Genomic DNA, 22,206 nt, shown 5'->3' with positions numbered 1-22,206 from the left:
TGATTGTCTTTTTACTCATGAGGGAATAATTCTTACATATTGACAGCTAATTTCGTCCATGATATATTTATTTTGAATTAAAGATATTTTAATTAAAGTTAAATGCGATTATTTATATAAGTACAAATCGAAAATCAATGGGAGGAAATAAAAATGAACGGATTAAAAGGAATACACCACGTAACGGCCATTACTAGCAGTGCAGAAAAGAACTATGAATTTTTTACGTATGTGTTAGGGATGCGTTTAGTAAAGAAAACCGTTAACCAGGACGATATCCAAACGTACCACTTATTTTTTGCAGATGATAAAGGCAGCGCGGGGACAGATATGACCTTCTTTGACTTCCCCGGCATTCCTAAGGGAGAGCATGGAACAAACGAGATTTCCAAAACATCCTTCCGGGTGCCAAGTGATGCAGCGTTGGATTATTGGGTAAAACGCTTTGATCGTCTTGATGTGAAGCACTCGGGGATCAAAGAACAATTCGGGAACAAGACACTTTCATTTGTCGATTTTGATGACCAGCAATATCAATTGATTTCAGATGAAAACAATAAGGGAGTCGCTGCCGGTACACCATGGCAAAAAGGACCGGTTCCACTGGATTATGCGATTACTGGTTTAGGGCCCATCTTTGTTCGTATCGCCCAATTTGATTATTTTAAAGAAGTGATGGAGAAAGTTCTATTGTTTAAAGAAATCGCTCAGGAAGGGTCATTTCATTTGTTTGAAGTTGGGGAAGGGGGCAACGGGGCGCAGGTAGTTGTCGAATATAATGCGGTTCTTCCACAGGCCAGACAAGGATTTGGTACGGTTCACCACGTGGCATTCCGTGTGGAAGACCGTTCTGTCCTTGAAGAGTGGATTGATCGTTTGCCAAGCTTCGGGTTCCAAACGTCTGGTTATGTAGATCGCCACTTTTTCGAGTCCTTGTACGCAAGGGTCGCTCCGCAAATTTTATTTGAGTTTGCCACGGATGGCCCAGGCTTTATGGGAGATGAACCTTATGAAACGCTTGGAGAAAAACTGTCCTTGCCGCCATTTTTGGAACCGAAGCGTGAAGAAATCGAAAAAATGGTCCGCCCAATCGATACGGTGAGAAGCACGAAGGAGTTCGTTAAAGAATAATAAGATACTCTGGAAAAGAATCGTTAAACAAATGATTAGGATAACTGCTGGAAGAATTATTAACCCCTTATATGTAAACAAAAAGACAGGTAGCGGTTCCTGTCTTTTTGTTATCTAAAGTAAATGTGGGAAATTTTGGTTATTCTAGTTTTATTAGATACGGTATTAGCATACAAATTCGTATGATCCGATTCGATAGGGTTTATATTAGAATCACATACCCAACAAAGTCAATTAAGCCTTTTTTCGTTTACGGAATAATACAATTAATGCAGGTAGAATCGTTAATGCACAAAATAATGATAAAAGTGTATCAATTACTGTTGTAATGCCGAAGTCACGTAAAATAGGAAAGTTGACAAAGATTAAAGTTGAAAACCCGCCAACGACCGTTAAACCAGAAGCAGTAATTGCTTGACCAACCTTTGATAAGGAAACTTTAATGGCTTCTTTTGCGTCTAAACCACGCGCTTCCTCTTCACGGAATCGCTCCATTATTAAAATGGTAAATTCTGTACCAATACCTAACACTAAGCAACTAAGTGCGGTCGTTAATGGATTGAATGACATATCCAGTAATAATAAGGCTAATGGAGAGAATCCTAGTACTAAGATAATCGGAATTAACGGATAAATCGAGTGTTTTACACGACGATAGACTAAGAATAAACCAGTGAAAATAATTGCAAGTCCGACCACAATCATTAATTTGCTATTTGCCCCAATGTTATCAATACCGTATAACATCATGACTTGTGCGCCAGCAGGAGACACTTTAAATTGGCCATCTGTATCGATTTGGTCTGTAATTTCATTCATTAATTCAAGCTGATCTGCTGATGCAAGCTCTGGATTTACCTGGAACTGAATGGTAGCGTATTTGTTATTCTCGCTAATTAAAGTTTGTTTAATAGAAGCAGGAAGATTTGAAATATCTTTTTTTAATCGTGCTTCATCTTCTGGTAGTTCATCATTGCCATTTAATTGAAGCAGCATAGAAGATAATGTTGTATAATCTTGAATATCTTCATACTTATCATCAATTTTTTGACTAAATTTATCGGTCCATTCGATAACTGCTGGACTGGTGACATCTTCAGCTTTCACTAAATACGTAATGAATGTTGTGGAGCCAACCACTTCTTGTAAATAATTAGTATTCTCTAATGCTTCCAAATCTTGTGGAATCATTTTCATTAAGTTTGTTTCAGTTGGGATTTTATGTTCATTTATAAAACCAATCGCTGATAAACTCATGGCAATAATTAAGATCGGTAAAGCAAACTTCCCAACAATTTCAGCATAGCGACCTAAGAAACGTGAGAGCCATGTATCATCATTCGCTTTGATTTTTATGTCTTTTTTACGTTGATCGAGTAGATTAAACGTCGAGAACATTAAAATGAGTTCAACGAAATAGCAGAACACAACACCAATTGCGAGTGTTAAACCAAATTGTTGCATCATTGGTGCTTTTGATAAAAACATCGTTAAGAAGCTTAAGGCCATAATAAAAACAGCAATTCCTACACCAGGACCAATATGGCGAACTGCTTCTTTTGTGGCACGTGGTGCATTAAATTTGCTATTTCTGAATTCTTCTTCATAGCGGTTATGGAACTGCACACCAAAGTCAGTACCTAATCCGATTATGATTGGCAAGGTTGCCATTGTTGCCAGTGTGATTGGTATGCCAGCCCAACCCATAAAGCCAAATGTCCAAATAAGGCCGACCAGGACAAAACCTAAAGAGATAGTTCGTCTGCGCACCGGGAAAACGAAGAATAATACTAAAATCATAATAACAACAGCTAGTGCCAGCATTATGCCCATCGTTGTTATTACTTCCCCTTGTACGTCACCTTGTACCACAGGTACACCACCGGCTTGAATTTTAATTCCTTCTGGGAAGTGACTTTCATCAATTATTTCATTTAATTCTTCATTTATCCGTACATATGTTGCCATTTCTGTATCATTTGACGTGTTAAGCATAATTAAAACGTGTTTGCCGTTTGCCGGTATAAGTTGTTCTAATTGCTCAGGAACGTTGCCATTATCCGAAAAAATAATCGCCTGTAATAACTCATCGCTCATCTTTTCTACAGGTGGCAACACAGCAAGCATTTCTTTTTGCATTTGAGATTTTTGCTTCTCTGTCAGTATACTTTCTGTATAAGACATAATCGCTTCATTTTGTTCTTCTGTTAAAATGTCATTCATTAAATCGGCTTGTGCTTCTTGAGTTGCATTTGGCCCAAGTGCAGCCATTTGCTGCCCTAGCTCTTGTAATTGTTCTGGTTTTAACTGTTCTTGTGTAAATGCTTGAATCGAATTCTTTTGCTTGTCTGTTAAACTATTCATCATCGATTCTTCAATATCAGCCATATCTTCCGTGCTTATTGAATCTTTGATTGCTTCTTCCAATTCTTCATTTCCTTCATCGCCTATTGATAATGAAGGATTATCAGAAGATAATAACTCATTCATTAGGCCAACAAAGTTTGTTGTGCCTGTAATATCTTCAATTTGCACGACTTCATTTGTGAAACGAACGATTTCAGCTGCTGTTTCTTGAGAAATGAGGGTATCCTTATCACCTTCTAGCAATAAGTAAATACCGTCTCCACCAAAATGCTCTTGATACTTCGCTGTATCTTTAAACACGTCTGTATCTGAACTGACGAAGACGTCATTGCCCATTTTCATTTCTAATTTTGTAACTCCAAACCCTAAAATTATCGTTAAAATCGTTATGACAATAATATTTAGTTTAGACTTTTTAACGATAAAATCCCCGAGTTTTGAAAATAGTTTGTCCATTAATTTCTTCCTCCCTTTCATAAAATAAAATATAACAAGGAAAAGAAGGCAGATAAACAATCAATATGGTGGATATGTTTCAAAATGCGACAAATATCGCAAAATGGTTCATTATTAAAACAGTTCGTTTACAATTACGATTAATTTCTCTTTGGAATAATCATAATTTTTATTAATCCATTGTTTTAACACCTCAATAATCCCACTACTGTAAAAATCACATAAAATCTTAGGATGGGGTGAATTTCGAATTTTTTGGGAAAGCGGATCATCCATTCTTTCTGCATTGGCATACATAATATTACTGCTCATCTTTACAAGCTCACTAAATAAATCGACATTAATATCATTTGTCGTCACATGAATAAAAAATTGACGGTTTTCATCAACAAATTCAATTAATTCTTCAAATAAAGTGCGATGACTTTGTGAACGTTCGTATAATGACTGCCCAATTAAACGAACAACTTGATTTAAAAGATCGTATTTATCTTCAAAATAGCGATAAAATGTACTGCGATGTATAAGTGCTGCGTCACAAATATCCTGCACGGTAATTTCTGAGAAAGGCCTTTGGTGCAGCAAAGTAGTGTAAGTTTGAATGATTTGATTAATTGTGCGTTTTTGCGTGTTTGTGTTCATTTCTATTACTCCTAAAAAGACTGAGACATTTGAATGAAAATGTCATCATTTTTTGATATATGCACGGATGTCTAGAAGATTCAATTTCGACATGACCTGATTGTGTTAGGTCGTTTATTTGATTGAGTTTTTATTTTAAATTCCCTCTGAAGCTAGAAACTGCATTCCCTGTGTAACATATGGTATAGCTAATTTTATATATTCTTCTGGTAGCATAGTACTATTGTGCTGCCAATCCAATGAAGCCCCGTAAAGCCCCCAACATAACATGACAGATGCTATTCTTAGAGATTCATCGTTTTCAGTGGAATGTCGCTTTAATAACATTTGATAAAAGATACTTTCTAATTCTTTCTTTATAATGGTTTCAAATGTTGCTGAAAAAGCCTCAAAGCTTCTTCGGCATTGCGTTGCTATCGATTTTTGAAAAGTTGTAACGGATAAAAAAACACTAATGATCGTGGATTCGGTCAGTTCATTATGTTCAGCGATTTCACTGATTACGTTTGTCATCAAGTCTTCTTTTAATACTTTTTCCAATAAGTCAAATTTATCCGTGAAATGGTAATAAAAGGTCGCACGATTAACCGTTGCTTCTGTTGTAATATCTTTGATGGTAATATCCTTAAAATCCTTTTTTATTGAAAGTTGAACAAATGCATCCATGATTAACCTACGTGTACGAACAATCCGTGGATCTATTTTTGTTTCAGCCATGTTATAACCCCTTTTAGATATTAGACAATTTATCAAATCTGTCGTATATGCGATAAAAGTTAAAAAGTGTTGGTTGAGCATTTTTTACAGTGTAATATACTTTAACTATACAACATATGTTGTATAAACAAAAGGTGATTAATAAACTGAGGTGTTAAAGAATTGAAATTAACCGTTTTTGGAGCTAACGGAGCAATAGGCCAGCTAGCAGTGAAGGAAGCACTGGAAAATGGTGATCAAGTGATTGCCTATATAAGAAGGGATAATGCGTTAACTATCAGTCATGAAAATTTACAAATTATCGTAGGAAATTTAGATGATGCGAGAAAAATTGAAGAAGCGATCGCTGATTCGGACGCAGTAATCAGTGCTTTAGGACCAGCGCTAGATAAATCAAGGAAAGTTAAGGATTTGCCTATTGCTGCAGCCCATCAAACCATCATCCAGGTTATGCAAAAGGTAAAGAAAAAGCGCTTTATTACACTCGGTACTCCATCAATAAAGGCAAATGAAGATCGATCTCAAGTGATTACCATTTTACCAGGCATGATGGCAAAGCTATTATTTCCAACAGGGTATCAGGAGATGAAACGTATTGAACAGTTAGTAAAACAATCTTATTTGGATTGGACTGTCGTACGAATTATTAACCCAAATGTTAAGCATGATGGCAAAGGATACAGCATTTCATTGGGTGATACAAAAGGAAGTATGAATGTATCAAGAGAAAATGTTGCCAAATGTTTGTTTGATATGACGAGAAAAAATGAGTATATTCACAAAATGCCGATTGTTTTTAATAAATAAGGGGGAGTTTATATGACTATATTAGCTTGGATTTTACAAGGTTTATTAGCAGCCATGTTTCTAGCTGCGGGGATGGGAAAAGTTTTTGGTTCGAAAATGCATAAAGAAGGATTTGAGCATTGGAGGTTACCACAATGGTTCCGGGTTGTAACAGGGATCGTAGAATTAGCCGGGGCTGCGTTATTAGTTATCGGTTTTTGGCAAACTGATTATGCCATTGCTGGTGCGCTATTGCTTGGTGTAACGGCAATTGGCGGAATCCTTACTCATCTTCGTGTCAAAGATGGTTTTAAAGAAACGTCAGCCATTGTCTTCCTTGGTATTATGGTGTTTATCCTGTTATTTATTCTTATCTAATGAAAGGACTGCGAGTATGGAAATTTCAAAACAATCGTCATTTGAATTTGGTATCTATTCTCTCGGTGAAAGGATCCCAGATAAGAGCCATGTGAAAAGTGAGGAAGAACGCATTTCAGAAATGATTCAAATGGCAAAGATGGCGGATGAGGCAGGGTTAGATGTATTTGGCATTGGCGAACATCATCGCCCGGATTTTGTAACTTCTTCATATGCCATGATATTAGCGGGCATTGCAAGGGAAACAAGCCAGATTAAATTGACTAGCTCACTTTCAGTCATTAGTACGGCGGATCCTGTCCGTGTCTATGAGGATTTTGCAACGCTCGATTTACTTTCTAAAGGACGGACGGAAATTATCGTGGGCCGCGGTGCCTTTTTAGAATCATTTTCAATGTTCGGTGCAGATTTAAAACATTATAATCAATTATTCGAAGAAAAATTAGAACTCTTTATGCGATTACAAGAAAATGAAAATGTTAGTTGGTCTGGCAGGTTCCGATCGCCTCTTGAAAATACCAGTATTTCACCACGCCCTTATCAAGAGAAGCTCCCATTATGGATTGGCGTTGGAGGCACACCTGAAAGTGCCGTTCGTGCAGGTAGGTTAGGAGTGAATATGGCTCTTGGTTTATTAGCAGGCCGGCCTGAAAGTGTCAAACATTTAACTGATTTGTACTGGGCAGCTGCGCATGAAGCTGGCCATAATCTAAGTCAACTGCGTGTATCCGTAACAGGCCATGCCTATGTTGCAGAAACAGGTGAACAAGCTGTCGAAGAGTTTTATCCACATTATATGAACTACTTTGGATACTTTATGAAAGAACGTGGCCAAAACTTTTTTGTGTCAAAAGAATCGTTACACCCGCAAAGAACCTCCAATCAAATATTAGCAGTCGGCAGTGCAGAAGAAGTGGCTGAAAAAATCCTATATCAACATGAGTTATTTGGCCATAGCCGTTTTATGGGACAATTTGATATGGGTGGACAATCATTGGCTAATGTAGAAAAAGCGATAGACTTGTTGGCGAATAAAGTAGCGCCAATCGTAAGAAATGCACTTGCTAAAAAATAATTGGGGAAGAAGTTGATAGGATTATGAACATGGTTCGTTAATATTTAACAAACTAAATGGGTATTAGTAAGCTATCAATCTATTATAAACTAATAAAAATAAAGGAGACGATGGATATGAGACTTAATGAAAAGGTAGCAGTGGTTACAGGAGCAGCTTCAGGTATGGGCAAGGCGATTGCTGAATTGTATGCGAAGGAGGGAGCAAAAGTAATTCTTGCCGACTATAATTTCGAAGGTGCAGAAACGGTGGCAAGTGGAATCGTTGCGAATGGCGGTACAGCTAAAGCCGTGAAGGCAAATGTCGCAGAATCATCAGATATTGAAAACATGATCAATACAGCGGTAAGTGAATTTGGGACACTGGATATCCTCGTTAATAATGCTGGGATAATGGACGGTTTTGAACCTGTTGGCGATATTACTGATGAAAAATGGGATCGAATTTTTGATATTAATACAAAAAGTGTGATGCGCGCAACACGTAAGGCAGTGTCAATCTTTTTGGAAAAAGGCAAAGGTGTAATTGTAAACACAGCTTCTACTGGGGGATTTAACGGCGCTCATGCCGGAGTTGCGTACACAGCTTCTAAACATGCAGTTGTTGGTATTACGAAAAATACAGGTTTCATGTATGCCAACAAAGGAATCCGTTGTAACGCTATTGCACCAGGTGCTACGATAACGAACATTGAATCCACCATGACTAATTTAAATGAGTTTGGTACAAGTCGTACACAAGTTGCCCAATCTGTTATTCCTCGTGCAGGGCAACCAGAAGAAATCGCACAAGTCGCACTTTTTCTAGCATCAGATGAATCTAGTTTTGTCAATGGTACGGTGGTCACTGCGGACGCGGGCTGGACATCAGCTTTTTAGTTAATCATACATTTGTCTTTCTTAGCAATCTTAGTTCTGTATTCCACAGGGCTAAGATTGCTTAATTTTTATATTAACGCTCTTGATTATTAGAATGGTTTAGAAGAACAAAAAAGTACTTAAGGACTCTCTTATCTATTCAATTGAATAAAAGCGTTGAGGGATACAGAACAGATATGTGTTAAGGTCGCTTATGTTAATTAGGGAACATTTTAGGAGCATTATCAATATAAGGAAGACCTTATAGAGTAAATTATAGATGATGTCGTTTGAGATTTAACCAGAGCTAACTATATGGCAGAACAGTTGTTAGAAATAATGTAAAACAGTCCATCTAATGCTATTTCCAAAACAAGAAGAAAATTCACGTAATTATAAAGTTAAGTGAATTTTTTTGTGGGCTTCAAACAGTTTTTTTGCATTAAAGGCCTCCAACTAGTGAACATTATAATCAAGAAAGCTGATACGTCAGCTCACAGAGAAGAGGCCTGGGAAATGAAAAAAATAGCAATTTTCTATATCGCAGTTATTATTTTGTCTACCGTATTTTCCATTAAAATCGCTGATACAGTTCCTAAGTACAATAGCGAAGGTAAAGCAGAATTGAAGGGCCTTTTTGAAGAACAGAATAATGATTTCGAAAAATAAAACATGTAAGAGTACTAAGCTCCTCATAAGCGCCAGGGGTCTCCATGATACTGAATACGGCATTTGACAGCAGATTAGTTGTCGTTTCGTTTCCTGCGACCAGCAATAAGTTGCAGAACGGAACCAATTCCTCAACTGAAAGCTTCATGCCTTCTTCCTCTGCCTGGATTAAAATCGATATGATATCTTTTCCCAGGTTTCCACGCTTCTCCTCAACAATGCCGTGAAAGAACTCAGCCAGCTCCATTTCACCTCTTGCCTTTGCTTCCGCCCATTTTATTATTTCCTCCTCACTAAACTTTGAGAGTCGCAATCGGCCAAATCAAGGCCAAAGCTGGTAGCACATATGATCCTTGGTACGAGAAAATGAGAAAGGAATCTCCTGTTCATTTTGATGACCAAGCAAACGTATGGAGTATCTTTCTTTACGAAGATGTCAAAGACCTATCAAGCATGTCATTCTGAACTTTTTTGCCCTGCTTGCGAATAACATCACCGAACTAGGATTAAATATAACGAGGCATAATCTTTTTACGGATGATGCTTTTTTTTACCGAAAAGATTTACATATGAACTTGGCTTTGCAAAAATTAATAAAATTAGGTCAAACAAATGAAGAAATTACTAATGATATGACGGAAGAAGAAATGGCTGAATATCTGCTGGTGATTGTCAGGGGTATCGTACTCGACTGGTGTGTCAACAATGGCGATCAAAATTTAGCAGAAATGATGGACAAGTTCATGAAAAGAGTTCTTTTATCAGTATGTGCATGAACATGATAGTGATCGCCTCGATGTAAAACATACTGGAGTTAAAGAACAATTCGACAAAAAGGACCGGTCCCCTTGGAATAAGCGATTACTGGTTTAGGGCCGATCTTTGTTCGGATCGCCTTTTAAAGAAGCGATGGAGAAGGTTCTCTTGTTTAAAGAAATCGCTGAAGGGTCATTCCATTTGTTTGAAGTAGGGGAAGGAGGCAACGGGGCGCAGGTAATCGTCGAATATAAAGCGATTCTGCCGTCGGCCAGACAAGGCTTTGGTACAGTCCGCCGTGCCGCATTCCGTGTGGAAGATCATTCTGTCCTTTAGGATGGATTGATTGTTTGCTAAGCTTTGGATTCCAAACGTCCGGTTATGTAGATCGCTATTTTTTCGAATCCCTGTATGCAAGAGTTACCCCACAGATTTTCTTTGAGTTTGCACTGGATGGCCCGGGTTTTATGGGAGACGAACCGTATGAAAAGCTTGAGAAAACTATCCTTACCGCCATTCCTGGAACCAAAGCGGGAACAAATTGAAAAAATGATATAGAGTGCTTCGGAATCTGAAAATAAGTAAAGCTCATCTTCTTGTTTGAAGAGGAGCTTTTTTCATGGAGTGAAAGAACGGTAATTTTAATATTTTTGAGGGATTCAGCTTATCTAATTTCTCTGAAATCGAGTGATAATAATATCTTTTTCGGACTGTTATAGCTTACTCAATGTTATCTGTTCTCCACTTTTCTTCTCTGTTTCCAATTTTTAATAGCTCCTCAGCATTTTCACCAGCTTTGCGGGAAGCCAAATGCTTCTTCATAGCATTTAATATCTTCTTCGATTCTATTTTGCTCAGGCGTCATTTTTTGTCACCATCTTCTTTTTCGGCAATATAATTTATTCCTCATTCTTGCTGAAAAAAGCCATCACCAGCTCTTCAAGATTTTCGAGCTGCTTTTCTTCAAAAAATTGCCGACCCTCTTTTAAAGATAAAAGGGCGCTCTCTACGAGAAACTTTCTGGGATTCTTTGAATTCAGCAACTCGTCCTGGATAAAGTCCAATAACTCCATATATTTCGCCTGATCTTGATTATCGCCTAGCGTTTTTCTTAACTCCAATAAAGTATGGGAAAGCTTCTGTTGGAGCGCCGGATCGGTTTTCTGATTGTTTGGAAGCCAGCTGTCCAAAAGCTCGGGCTGGATTAATTGATCGCCAGCAACGGACACTTCGTCAACGATCTTGACGATTCGCTCTACGCTATAACGGACTACATGGTGAATGCTTTGGTTTGATTGGGTTGCTATCGCTTGATATTTAAGGTTGTGGTGCAGAATTCCCAGGAACATGATCGCGCAATCCAGCAAATAAGGTTTCTTGCTTTCGCTAAAGATGTCTATGAACCGATGGTATAACCAGCGAATCATTCTGAACTGGCCTTGTTTCATGAATTCTTTAAAATCCGGATCATTCAAAACGAGTACTTCTTCAAAAAGGGTAATGAGCTTATTAGCCCGATTTGTCTTCATTTGCAATTCGATTTGCTTAATGAAGATTTCAATATTGGAGGGATCCTGGCCGATGAGCAATTCATTGCGGTCCTTTTCCAACTTTTTATAGAGAGTTGTGAAAAGAGTGATTAATAACTCGTTTTTAGAGGAAAAGTAATTATAAAATGTTCCTTTCGAAATCCCGCTATAGTCCAATATGTCTTGAATGGATGTATTTTGAAAGCCATTGTCAGTAAACAAGTGGTGCGCCGCTTTTATGACATGCTCTTTCCTTTCGTTCATGTAATCACCCTTATTTTCAGTTATACTGCCTGTATAAATTTATAGTACAGGATTTATCTTGTTTTAACAAACATAGTAAACATCGTGCTGTTTTTGCTTTGCAATATTTGAACCGATGGTATAAGATATAGTTTGTGTTGAAATTAGAGTACAAATAATGAACTGAACGTATATAGGGGGAAAAACATGGACCATTCCATAAATAAGACTGATCGTCCACCGTACGGGATTATCGCGGTGTTGATGATTGGGGCTTTTATTGCATTCTTAAATAATACGCTATTAAATATTGCTTTGCCTTCCATAATGGTGGACTTGGATGTGGACGCAACGACCGTGCAGTGGCTGACAACAGGCTTTATGCTAGTCAATGGGATCTTGATTCCGGCTACTGCTTTTTTAATTCAAAAATATTCTGTCCGCCGATTATTCCTGGTAGCCATGGGCTTATTTTTGGCCGGTACCATTATTGCTGGGATTGCCCATGCTTTTCCGGTGTTATTGACTGCTCGTATGGTTCAGGCTTCAGGATCGGCGATTATGATGCCGCTCTTGATGAATGTCATGTTAGTCAGCTTCCCAATCGAAAAAAGGGGAGCGGCGATGGGTGTCTTCGGTTTGATTTTAATGTTTGCGCCAGCGATTGGACCGACTTTATCAGGCTGGATTATTGAACATTATGACTGGAGAATGCTGTTCCACTTTGTAACGCCAATTGCTGTTATCGTTTTCTTGCTTGGCTTTTTCTTGCTTAAGGATAAGAAAGGAAAAGTGGATATCCGCCTTGATTTACTTTCGCTTGCGTTATCGAGTGTAGGGTTTGGAGGGCTGTTGTATGGATTTAGCTCTGCCGGCAATAAAGGTTGGGATAGCCCCCAGGTCTACGGGACGATCGTCATTGGAATAGCTGCTTTGATATGGTTTATTTTACGCCAATTAAAGATGGAATCGCCGATGCTGAATTTCAGGATCTTTAAATATCCGATGTTTGCCTTATCCTCGGTCATTTCGATGGTCGTTACGATGGCGATGTTTTCTGGTATGCTGCTCTTGCCGATTTATGTCCAAACAATCCGCGGGATCTCTCCGCTCGATGCGGGCTTAATGATGCTGCCAGGGGCGATTTTGAATGCCTTTATGTCACCAATTACCGGAAGATTGTTCGATAAGTATGGCGGACGTATGTTGGCGATCATTGGGTTAATCATTACAACCGTATCGACTTATTATTTCAGCGTGCTAACGGCTGAGACATCTTATACCTACCTAACGATTATGCACGCTATACGGATGTTCGGCATGTCACTGGTAATGATGCCGGTTTCGACAAATGGATTAAATGAGTTGCCATCACGTTTTTATCCGCATGGTACCGCGATGAACAATACATTACAGCAGGTATCCGGTGCCATTGGTACAGCGTTGTTAGTCACGATTATGTCGACTCGTACGGAATCCTATGCCATTGAATACACGAATGAGGCTATGAAAAATGCGGCAGGCGAGCCATCGAAAGCTGCATTAGCTGAAATGAAGCTTCAAATCGGCATGAAAGCCATGCTGGAAGGAATTAATGATGCTTTCCTTGTGTCAGCTTTTGTTGCTGCTGTTGCACTTGTTCTTGCTTTCTTTATCAAACGGGCAAAACCGGCGGATGATACGCTCGCAGAAAAATCAGCTGGCAGTAACTAAATGCTAACTTAGAATAATGTATCTGAAGAAGGGCGCTCGATTTATTGGGCGCCTTTTTTCAATATAAGAATAGAGGGTCACGAGGAGAAAATCGATGAAGCAGAAGGATTACGATAAATTACTGAACGTAAAAACAGAAGGAGACCAAAAGGGTTTTCATAAGTCGCTGCATTATCACCGTTATGAGGCAACCCCATATCGTGCCCTGGAAGAATTATTTAATATATATAAATGGAACAGCAGCGACCGCGTTGTCGACTTTGGGTGTGGAAAAGGCCGATTAATCTTTTATATCAATTATTTATCTCATGCAACGGTTGTAGGAGTAGAGATGAACGAAACCCTTTATCAAGAAGCAGTTGCAAATAGAAATCGTTATTTGAAAAAATATAAACAGAGTAAAGATAAAATTCATCTCCATTATTGCTTTGCGGAAGAATACAAAATTGATCCATCCGACAATAGGTTCTATTTTTTTAATCCATTTTCGATACAAGTATTCATGAATATCATTAACAATATCTTATTTTCTGTAGAAGAGGAAAGAAGGGAGGTAGACCTGGTTCTCTATTATCCATCAGAAGATTATATTTATTTCCTGGAAAACGACACCTCTTTTGAATTGAAGGAGGAAGTAATTCTGCCTCATTTTTATGAGGACAATGCTAATGAAAGGTTTTTAATTTATCGGTTGGCATATTCGGGGGCTTAAGTAGTAAACACAAATTTCAACATAAAAAGGGTGTCCCGCGAGATTCACGGGACACCCTTTGGCTATTTATTGCATCGGTTTTGACGGGGTGGAGATTTCCTCGAGCGCTTCTTCCGTTTCGCCGTCGAGTTTTTCTGTCACGGCGAGATCTCCCAGGGAGACAATGCCAATTAATTTGCCATTCTCGACGATTGGCAGGCGGCGGATTTGGACATCGGCCATTAAATCGGCCGCTTCCTCTGCCGACATATGAATCGTTCCGCGGACAGGGTCTTGTGTCATCACATTGGATACGGGAGTATCGTTTGGCATATCGCTGGCCATTGCTTTGATGACCAGGTCACGGTCTGTCGCAAGACCTGTCAGTTGGTCTCCTTCACAAATCGGGATGACCCCGACGTCCAGCTCCTTCATTTTTTGCGCTACCTTATAAATTGGCGTATCAGCTGAACAGTATTCTACCTCTCTCGTCATCACTTCTTCTATTTTCATTGGAATTCCTCCTAAGAAAATTTTTTTGATTCTACTTTAAAGATACCCGGATATTCAGCCTGGAAACTGTTAGTTTTATGCAGTTTTTTTCATGGGATGATTTGAGAATTTCACTGGCAATCGTTTTTTCTATCAATACTTATATTTTCATATTAACGACCAAACCTTTGTCCTAAAAAATATTTTTGGTTGTGTAGAAAAGCTAGTCTAATAGCCTTGTTTTTATAGTTGAAAAAGGATTGTACGAAATGAAAGCGAATAGGTTTTATGAAATGAATACTTGAGGAGGCAAGAAATATGAAAAAACGTTCTTCTATTATGCTCTCAACGATTCTACTAACTTCAGGTCTGTATTTTGCGCCTGTGGATTTTGCGGGCCCTGCAGAAGCCGCAGTACATAATGTAACACAACCAAATTCCAAAGCCTTTGACCGAAAGATTACGGCTAATGTCAGTGCTAAACGGATGTATGCCGATGTGGCTCTGCTATCAAAAGGAATCGGCCCGCGCGTGACGGGAACCAAGGAGGAACGTATGGCAGCTGAATATATAAAAAAGCGGCTCCAGTCTTATGGCTATAAAGTAGAAACTCAAGAATTCAGTATACCTGACAGGCTGATGGGCCATTTGCAAACAAGCGACCAAAAGGAAGTGTTGGTCACAATCCCTGCGGGGTCAGCCTCTACGTCAAAAGAGGGAATCACTGCAGAACTATTTAATGCCGGATATGGAAAGGTGACGGATTTTTCTGAAGCTGCGGCAGGAAAAATTGCTCTTATATCCAGGGGAGAAGGATTGACATTTAAACAAAAGGTAGACAATGCCTATGCGGCGGGCGCCATTGGGGTACTGATTTATAATAATGTCGATTCACCGGCCCCGTTAAATCCATCCCTTGGTGCCGAGGTGCCGATTGCGGTGGGCGGTATCACCAAAGTTAGTGGAGAGGCTTTATTACAGGATGTTGTCATGCAAAACAAAACGGTTACATTGAAAATAGAACGAATCGAAAACGTGAAATCACAGAACATTATCGCAACCAAGCTGCCGAAAAAAGGGAGCAATCATGACATTTTACACGTATCTGCCCACTACGATAGCGTACCGTTTGCACCGGGGGCAAGTGATAATGCTACAGGGACAGCGGTCTCTTTAGAATTGGCGCGTGTGATGAAGAGCTACCCAATAGACAAGGAGTTGCGTTTTGTATTTGCGGGGGCAGAGGAGATCGGCCTGGTTGGTTCACATCATTATGTTAGCCAGTTGACCGATGATGAAATTGCCCGGAGCATCGGGAACTTTAACATGGATATGGTGGGGACTTCATGGGAAAATGCATCAGCTATATTCATGAATACAGTTGACGGGAAGGCTAACATCGTCTCGGATACGGCACAGGCAACAGCGGAGAGAATCGGAACCCCTTCAGAATTGATCCTGTATCAGCGCGGTGCTTCTGACCATGTTTCCTTTCATGAAGCAGGCATCCCAGCTGTAAACTTTATTCGCCGCGAGCCGGGAACAGCTAATTTAGAGCCATATTACCATACTCCGCTTGATACGCTTGAACATATTAGTCCAGAGCGCCTTAAAGAAGCGGGGGACTTGGTTGGGGCTTCTATTTATAGCTTAATCAGAAAATAACATGATTTTGTGAAGCGAATCACCAAAATGAAATGCTAGTTAGCCATGTCTAGTAATGAATACCTTTCAGCAACTAAATCAAACAAAAAGCAGACAGCACGGGAATCTTTAAAAGATCCTCGCTGCACTGTCTGCTTTTTCAATCCATTGATCATGAATGCAATTATCCCAAATCTATTTTTATAAATCGGCGTCACTAGTCCTGTCCTACAAATCATCAATCAGAATATAAGTCGCCTTAATCGGACCATGCACACCTACGACCAAATTCAACTCGATATCAGCTGAGTTGCTTGGGCCGGTAATGAAGTTGACGCATGATGCCATCTCACCCTGCAGATGTCTTTCCCGCATGATCTTTGCAGCCTGGGTCATGCGCGGGACTAAGGTGCTTTTGGGAACTAAGCAGACAAAGCTTTTCGGGAGGAAGCTAACTGTCCTGCCTTTATCCTTATCACTGAACAAGACAACGGTACCTGATTCAGCGAGGGTGATTTCACTGATTGTGATTCCGATATTGGCTTTTTCAGCCTGCCGGATGTTTTCGTGCCCTTTCGTATGGTCCCATTCATAAACGTCAATATTTTGCCGGGGCAGAGTATCTTTTAATAATGGATCAAGACCCCAATCAGAAAACCTTTGATCTTTCCATGTCACAATCGATTCATTGCCATAGTCCGCAACCGTTTTTTCGAGGGTTTCGGGCAAGCCATTTAAGTCGGTCAGTACTAGACTTGTATGGATCTTTAAACAATGGGTTTTTAGAACTTCGACCAACTCGTCCGCCGTGGCGTCCTTCAGCACTTCTTCTTGGGGTTGGTATTTCCACGCAGGACGTGGAACTGGGGCAGATAAGCGTTCCCGGCCAAGACGGCTTGCGATTTGATTTAGAAATGTCTCTTGGTTTTGAATGGTGCCTTGCATCATTGTTGGCCCCCTTTTTCTCTATTTTTAAACCAATCTCGGAATCTCTCTTTATTCGGAGCTGGAAACTCGCGGATTTCGGTCCAAGCTTTTAATGGACCCGGCCCTTTTGAAATTCGATCCCCATCTGTAAATGGATTCATCGCTGTTGGCGCAATTTTTGATCCCATCTTATACAGCATCGGTGAGGCGGCCCCTAAGCCAAATGCCTTCATCGCCAGTTTTTCGGAAATGGGCGCTTTGCCTTCCTTTTCGACAATGACTTGCCGGTGCTTATGAAGCAAATCGTGCAACGGAATTTTCACCGGGCATGCATCCGTACATGCCGCGCACAGGGTAGATGCATAAGGAAGTTCTTTATACTCTTCGTATCCTCCCAGCAACGGAGATAATACGGCTCCAATCGGCCCTGAGTAGATGGATCCATACGAATGTCCGCCGACATGGCGGTAGACCGGGCAGGCATTTACGCATGCCGCGCAGCGGATACATTGCAGGACAGATTGAAACTCGCCGCCTAAAATGTTTGAACGTCCATTATCGACGATGACGAGGTGGAATTCCTCCGGGCCGTCAACATCGAGTTCTTCCCGCGGACCGGTCAGGACGGTGATATAACTTGTTAGCTTTTGGCCGACCGCGCTTCTGGTCAACAGGCTGACAAGCACTTCCATTTCTTCAAAGGTCGGAACAATCCGTTCCATTCCCATCACGGTAATTTGCGTTTTCGGCAGGGAGGTAACAAGGTCAGCATTTCCTTCGTTTGTAACGAGGCTGAATGAGCCGGTTTCAGCAACGGCAAAATTGCATCCGGTGATTCCGACATCGGCGGTCATGAATTCCTCGCGCAGTTTTTTTCGGGCGTGCCCGGCCAGTTCCTCCGGTTTGGAGGTTAGTTGATAGCCGAGTTTCTCTGTGAATACATCGCGGATTTGCTCTTTGTTTTTATGTAATGCCGGTACTACGATGTGAGAGGGAGGATCATGGTCATCGACCTGGAGGATATATTCCCCGAGATCCGTTTCAATGACTTCACAGCCGGCTTGTTCCAAAGCGGCATTTAACGAAATTTCTTCCGTTACCATTGATTTTGATTTCACGACTTTTTTTGCATCTTTTTTGGCAATAACCTCTCGGATATATTCATTTGCTTCCTCGCCGGTTTGCGCAAAGAATACATGGCCTCCGCGTTTTGCAACATTTTCGCTAAGCTGCTCTAAATAATAATCCAAATTCTCGAGAACGTGCTGGCGAATTTCTTCTCCGTGTGAACGCCAGTCCTCCCAGTTCAGTTCAGAGATCACATCATTCCGGCGCGTGCCCATTCGTTCCTGTGCCCCGGCAACAGCTCCGCGCATAAAAGCATCATTGATTCCTTGGTCAACGCGTTCTTTGAAATCGCCTGTCCCGATTTTCATTGTCATAGGAAGTTCCTCCATCCTTAAATATTTTTGTGCCATTTATCTTCGCTGGTTCAACGGCTGTTTAACACTTCAGCAATATGCAACACTTTGATTGGTTTTCCTGTTCTTTCAATTCGTCCGCCGATGTTCATCATACATCCGGCATCCGCTCCAATTAAATAATCAGCCCCTGTTTCTTCAACATGCAGGACCTTTTCGTCTACCATTTGCTCGGAAATTTGCGCCATCTTAACTGAGAAAGTTCCCCCGAAGCCACAGCACTGTTCCTTATTGGGCAGCATCGAAAATTCTAAGCCTTTTACATGTTTCAATAGAGTCATAGGTGCTGTTGTTACACCAAGCAATCTTGTCATATGGCAGGAGGTATGATAGGTAACCTTGCCTTCAAAGCGTGCGCCCACATCTTCAATTTTTAAAACATCGACGATGAATTGGGTCAGCTCGTACGTTTTCTCGGCGAGTTTTTTTGCCCTTGGCTCCCATTCGCTGTCGCCTTTAAAAAGATGAGGATATTCCTTGAACATCGCCGTACATGATCCGGATGGAGATACAACGTATTCGGCGCTTTCGAATGCTTCGATCATCTTCTTCATGGCTTCCTTGGATTCTTTTACATATCCGCTGTTATAAGCGGGCTGTCCACAGCACACCTGGGATTCAGGAAAATCTATTTCGCATCCTAGCCGCTCCAGCAGTTCTACCGTTGCTTTTCCAACATCACTTTGAAACATATCTACTAAGCATGTTGCAAAAAGAGTTACTTTCATATCAACATCTCCTTGAATCAATTTCATTATCATATGGATGTGATGAACTGGTCATCAGATGACTTGGCTAACATTATAACAAATATTCAAAATAATATTACTATAATCGTAACAAATTTTGAAAGGGGTTACACTCTTTTTTGAAAAAAAACACCTTTTTAAAAAAAGAGGTGGTTTTTGGGTGCATTTATTTTGGGGATTTCGTTTGTTTTAAGTATTTCGTAAGGACACCTTCAACATTTTCAATATGTTCAAGCATGATGGTTCTTGCTTTTTCCGCATCCTGCCGTTTTATAGCATGATAGATAGCGAGATGTTCTTCATAAAGCCTGTCTGTTGTTGTTTGTTTCGAATACAGCCAAAGGCGGCGGGTTTCTTTCATTGTTTCACCCATCAATCCCGAAACATGATTCATCAGGTTGATTAGCAACGGATTTTGTGAACCCTTGGCAATGGAAAAATGAAATTGAAGATCCGCTTTTTCTCCGAGTTCTTCATTTCCGTTAATAAGGCGCATTTCTTCTAAGGCTTCTTCCATGGCCAAAAGCTGTTCGTCCGTTCTTTTTTTTGCTGCCGCGTATGCCGTCCCGGTTTCGATGATTTTCCTGACCTCTAAAAGGTGGGCAATGTCTTCCTGGTTCATCAGAATGGCAGTGGACAATGGGAATGCAATTTGTTCTGTTTCAAATTCCTTAATGTATGTGCCTTCGCCTTGCCTGATTTCAATAAGTCCCATCGCTTTTAAAGACGTCAACGCTTCCCTTATCGCAGAGCGGCCAACTTGAAAATTTTCGGCGAGCTGCTGGACGGAATCAAGTTTTTCGCCTGGCTTTAGTGCTCCAGTCCTAATCAAGTCGTAAATGGTCTCAGCGACTTCCTCATATATTTTCTTTGGTTTAATTTTTTTATATTCCAAGTTCAAAGCCTCCACACCAACTTTTTCAAAAACTTACATCCTATTATACATCGTTCCTATCAAATTAGCTGAACTATTCTTTTCAAAGAGATTCATAGGTTTAATAAAAATGGTTGTCAAACCCTCGGAATTAAGAAAATATTCTAAGAAATCAAATAAGTAGTTGTAAATTTTCCGAATCGTCTCTATAATTTTTCGTATACAAGGTTAATCACCCAGTCATCAGATGACCTTATCTTATTTTGTAAGCGATTACTATTTGAAAATGTGTTCCATGAAGGATTTAATCATTTTATTCAAAGGGGGAAATTTCATGTCATTTCATCAAGATTTTACAGCGGTAGGAGATAATCTTGCTCTTTCCGCTATTGTTGCCTTGATTCCTATCTTGTATTTTTTCTGGGCGATGGCCATCAAACGCATGAAAGGCCATATTGCCGGCATCACCACCCTGGGGGTCGCCTTGGTTACCGCCATCGTGGCGTTTAAAATGCCAACAGGTATGGCGGTTATGTCGGCGACGCAGGGTGCCGTTTACGGGATTTTGCCGATTGGCTGGATTATTATCACTTCTGTTTTCTTATATAAGCTGACCGTGAAAACCGGGCAGTTCGATATTATCCGCAATTCGGTCTTATCGATAACGGAAGACCGCCGCATTCAGGCATTATTGATTGCGTTTTCGTTCGGGGCTTTTCTTGAAGGAGCAGCCGGATTTGGGGCTCCGGTTGCCATTTCCGCCGCGCTTTTGGTTGGTCTTGGTTTTAATCCGTTATATGCTGCAGGGCTGTGCCTGATCGCTAATACGGCACCTGTTGCTTTCGGAGCCATAGGTATTCCAATCATTGCTGTAGAAGGTCCTACCGGGATCCCGGCGATGGAAATCTCGAAAATGGTCGGCCGCCAGCTTCCGTTTCTTTCCGTGTTTATTCCATTCTACTTAATCGTCATCATGGCGGGCTTCAAAAAAGCGTTGGAAATCATGCCGGCTATTCTTGTTTCAGGCGTGTCCTTTGCTGTGACACAGTATCTAGCTTCTAATTTCTTAGGGCCAGAGCTTCCGGATATTCTCTCTGCGCTTGTATCACTATTCGCGATGGTTATCTTTCTTAAATTTTGGAAGCCGAAAACAATCTACCGTTTTCCGGCCGAACAGGAAATGGCCGCTGCTGTTGCTGTGAAAGCTACAACCGGCAAGCAGCATTATACGGGTGGACAAGTCTTTAAGGCCTGGTCTCCATTCCTTGTCCTTACTGGAGTCATTTCACTATGGGGAATCCCGGCCATTAAACTGGCCTTGACAGGTCATTATGAAGGCACAAACGGGATTCTAAAAGCAATCAACTCAGTCGGGCATTCCCTGACCTTCGCTCCTGAGGTTCCTTTCCTGAATAATCAAGTGATTAATTCGGCGGGAGATCCAATTGCTGCTGTATATAAGCTGGAAATTCTCGGGGCTGCCGGAACGGCTATCCTGATCGCGACGATTATCACCAAGTTCATTGTCGGGATCTCCTGGAAAAATTGGGTGGTCACAATGGGCGAGACATTAAATGAATTAAAATATCCAATCCTGACGATCGGATCTGTTGTTGGTTTCGCATACGTAACCAATGCTTCCGGTATGAGTACCATCCTTGGTATGAGTCTGGCGAAAACCGGAGCGATCCTGTTCCCATTCTTTTCACCATTCCTTGGCTGGCTTGGTGTTTTCATTACAGGATCGGACACGTCCGCCAACCTGTTGTTCGGGAATTTGCAGAAGATCACGGCCACATCAATCGGGATGGATCCAGTGCTTGCTGTTGCGGCCAACTCATCAGGTGGCGTAGCCGGAAAAATGATCTCGCCTCAATCCATTGCAGTTGCCTGTGCGGCAGTTGGACTTGCAGGGAAAGAATCAGATTTATTCCGCTTCACGATCAAGCACAGCCTTTTCCTTGTCACTCTGGTAGGAATTATCACGTTCTTGCAGAATACAGTTCTTAGCTGGATGATCCCTTAACCA

At 40.7% G+C, this 22,206-nt stretch carries 19 protein-coding genes and 3 pseudogenes; 12 read left to right on the top strand and 10 right to left on the bottom strand.

Annotated features, from left to right (window positions below; genetic code table 11):
* The first annotated feature begins 153 nt into the window (after nt 1-153).
* On the top strand, nt 154-1,131 hold the full coding sequence (locus D0463_RS04610) for a ring-cleaving dioxygenase (RefSeq protein WP_117305625.1): 978 nt from the start codon (nt 154-156) through the stop codon (nt 1,129-1,131).
* Between the two features lie 234 nt (nt 1,132-1,365).
* Here D0463_RS04610 and D0463_RS04605 read toward each other — a convergent pair whose 3' ends face one another.
* The 3 genes from D0463_RS04605 to D0463_RS04595 all read right to left on the bottom strand — a co-directional run bounded on the left by D0463_RS04605 (nt 1,366) and on the right by D0463_RS04595 (nt 5,313).
* Nucleotides 1,366-3,954, bottom strand: coding sequence for an efflux RND transporter permease subunit (locus tag D0463_RS04605; protein ID WP_117305624.1), 2,589 nt, complete (start codon nt 3,952-3,954; stop codon nt 1,366-1,368).
* A 114-nt stretch (nt 3,955-4,068) separates the two neighbouring features.
* Nucleotides 4,069-4,596 carry a TetR/AcrR family transcriptional regulator gene (locus D0463_RS04600; RefSeq protein WP_117305622.1) on the bottom strand — a complete coding sequence of 176 codons (528 nt, stop codon included), beginning with the start codon at nt 4,594-4,596 and terminating at the stop codon, nt 4,069-4,071.
* A gap of 135 nt (nt 4,597-4,731) precedes the next feature.
* Complete coding sequence (locus tag D0463_RS04595; protein ID WP_117305619.1) at nt 4,732-5,313, bottom strand: TetR/AcrR family transcriptional regulator; 582 nt, start codon at nt 5,311-5,313, stop codon at nt 4,732-4,734.
* Between the two features lie 162 nt (nt 5,314-5,475).
* Here D0463_RS04595 and D0463_RS04590 point away from each other — a divergent pair, with 162 nt between their 5' ends.
* The 4 genes from D0463_RS04590 (at nt 5,476) to D0463_RS04575 (ending at nt 8,430) form a co-directional block, all read left to right on the top strand.
* The gene (locus D0463_RS04590) at nt 5,476-6,120 is read left to right on the top strand and encodes an NAD(P)-dependent oxidoreductase (RefSeq protein WP_117305617.1); all 645 of its coding nucleotides are present in this window, start codon (nt 5,476-5,478) and stop codon (nt 6,118-6,120) included.
* A gap of 12 nt (nt 6,121-6,132) precedes the next feature.
* On the top strand, nt 6,133-6,477 hold the full coding sequence (locus D0463_RS04585) for a DoxX family protein (RefSeq protein ID WP_117305615.1): 345 nt from the start codon (nt 6,133-6,135) through the stop codon (nt 6,475-6,477).
* A 16-nt stretch (nt 6,478-6,493) separates the two neighbouring features.
* Nucleotides 6,494-7,552, top strand: coding sequence for an LLM class flavin-dependent oxidoreductase (locus D0463_RS04580; protein ID WP_117305612.1), 1,059 nt, complete (start codon nt 6,494-6,496; stop codon nt 7,550-7,552).
* A gap of 116 nt (nt 7,553-7,668) precedes the next feature.
* Nucleotides 7,669-8,430 carry an SDR family oxidoreductase gene (locus D0463_RS04575; protein WP_117305609.1) on the top strand — a complete coding sequence of 254 codons (762 nt, stop codon included), beginning with the start codon at nt 7,669-7,671 and terminating at the stop codon, nt 8,428-8,430.
* 664 nt (nt 8,431-9,094) lie between these two features.
* Here the strand turns inward: D0463_RS04575 and D0463_RS04570 are convergent.
* A pseudogene (locus D0463_RS04570) lies at nt 9,095-9,328 on the bottom strand (cytochrome P450); the annotation flags it as partial.
* Nucleotides 9,329-9,399: 71 nt separating this feature from the next.
* Here D0463_RS04570 and D0463_RS20350 point away from each other — a divergent pair.
* The 3 genes and pseudogenes from D0463_RS20350 to D0463_RS04560 form a co-directional block, all read left to right on the top strand.
* Nucleotides 9,400-9,531 (top strand): annotated as a pseudogene (locus D0463_RS20350) (cytochrome P450); the annotation flags it as partial.
* Entirely contained in the window at nt 9,489-9,854 is a 366-nt protein-coding gene (locus D0463_RS04565; protein ID WP_117305603.1) for a hypothetical protein, read from the top strand. The pseudogene D0463_RS20350 and the gene D0463_RS04565, both read left to right, overlap by 43 nt.
* Before the next feature lie 10 nt (nt 9,855-9,864).
* Nucleotides 9,865-10,392: pseudogene (locus D0463_RS04560) on the top strand (VOC family protein); the annotation flags it as partial.
* 341 nt (nt 10,393-10,733) lie between these two features.
* On the opposite strand, the gene D0463_RS04555 reads toward D0463_RS04560, so the two are convergent.
* Complete coding sequence (locus D0463_RS04555) at nt 10,734-11,627, bottom strand: TetR/AcrR family transcriptional regulator (RefSeq protein WP_117305601.1); 894 nt, start codon at nt 11,625-11,627, stop codon at nt 10,734-10,736.
* A gap of 186 nt (nt 11,628-11,813) precedes the next feature.
* Between D0463_RS04555 and D0463_RS04550 the strand changes: the two genes are divergently transcribed.
* Nucleotides 11,814-13,319: a DHA2 family efflux MFS transporter permease subunit gene (locus D0463_RS04550; protein WP_117305598.1), complete on the top strand. Its 1,506-nt coding sequence runs from the start codon at nt 11,814-11,816 to the stop codon at nt 13,317-13,319.
* Nucleotides 13,320-13,413: 94 nt separating this feature from the next.
* Nucleotides 13,414-14,031: a methyltransferase gene (locus D0463_RS04545; protein WP_117305595.1), complete on the top strand. Its 618-nt coding sequence runs from the start codon at nt 13,414-13,416 to the stop codon at nt 14,029-14,031.
* A 66-nt stretch (nt 14,032-14,097) separates the two neighbouring features.
* Here D0463_RS04545 and D0463_RS04540 read toward each other — a convergent pair whose 3' ends face one another.
* Nucleotides 14,098-14,523: a CBS domain-containing protein gene (locus tag D0463_RS04540; protein WP_117305593.1), complete on the bottom strand. Its 426-nt coding sequence runs from the start codon at nt 14,521-14,523 to the stop codon at nt 14,098-14,100.
* Between the two features lie 297 nt (nt 14,524-14,820).
* On the opposite strand from D0463_RS04540, the gene D0463_RS04535 reads away from it, so the two are divergent.
* Nucleotides 14,821-16,167, top strand: a complete 1,347-nt coding sequence (locus D0463_RS04535; RefSeq protein WP_117305590.1) for a M28 family peptidase — start codon at nt 14,821-14,823, stop codon at nt 16,165-16,167.
* A 207-nt stretch (nt 16,168-16,374) separates the two neighbouring features.
* Here D0463_RS04535 and D0463_RS04530 read toward each other — a convergent pair whose 3' ends face one another.
* The 4 genes from D0463_RS04530 to D0463_RS04515 form a co-directional block, all read right to left on the bottom strand.
* Entirely contained in the window at nt 16,375-17,091 is a 717-nt protein-coding gene (locus tag D0463_RS04530; protein ID WP_117305677.1) for a LutC/YkgG family protein, read from the bottom strand.
* Entirely contained in the window at nt 17,091-18,515 is a 1,425-nt protein-coding gene (locus D0463_RS04525) for a LutB/LldF family L-lactate oxidation iron-sulfur protein (protein ID WP_117305588.1), read from the bottom strand. Before D0463_RS04525 ends, D0463_RS04530 begins: the two co-directional genes overlap by 1 nt.
* 50 nt (nt 18,516-18,565) lie before the next feature.
* A complete protein-coding gene (locus D0463_RS04520) occupies nt 18,566-19,282 on the bottom strand; it encodes a (Fe-S)-binding protein (protein WP_117305586.1) in 717 nt (238 codons plus the stop codon).
* 187 nt (nt 19,283-19,469) lie between these two features.
* Entirely contained in the window at nt 19,470-20,198 is a 729-nt protein-coding gene (locus D0463_RS04515) for a FadR/GntR family transcriptional regulator (protein ID WP_117305584.1), read from the bottom strand.
* Between the two features lie 313 nt (nt 20,199-20,511).
* Between D0463_RS04515 and D0463_RS04510 the strand changes: the two genes are divergently transcribed.
* On the top strand, nt 20,512-22,203 hold the full coding sequence (locus D0463_RS04510) for an L-lactate permease (RefSeq protein ID WP_117305582.1): 1,692 nt from the start codon (nt 20,512-20,514) through the stop codon (nt 22,201-22,203).
* The last annotated feature ends 3 nt before the right edge of the window (nt 22,204-22,206 follow it).

Origin of the sequence: Bacillus sp. V59.32b, assembly GCF_003429085.1 — a bacterium.
Classification (GTDB): Bacteria; Bacillota; Bacilli; order Bacillales; family DSM-1321; genus Peribacillus.
Note: the sequence above shows the minus strand (reverse complement) of the source record. Positions and strands in the feature narration are given on the sequence as shown.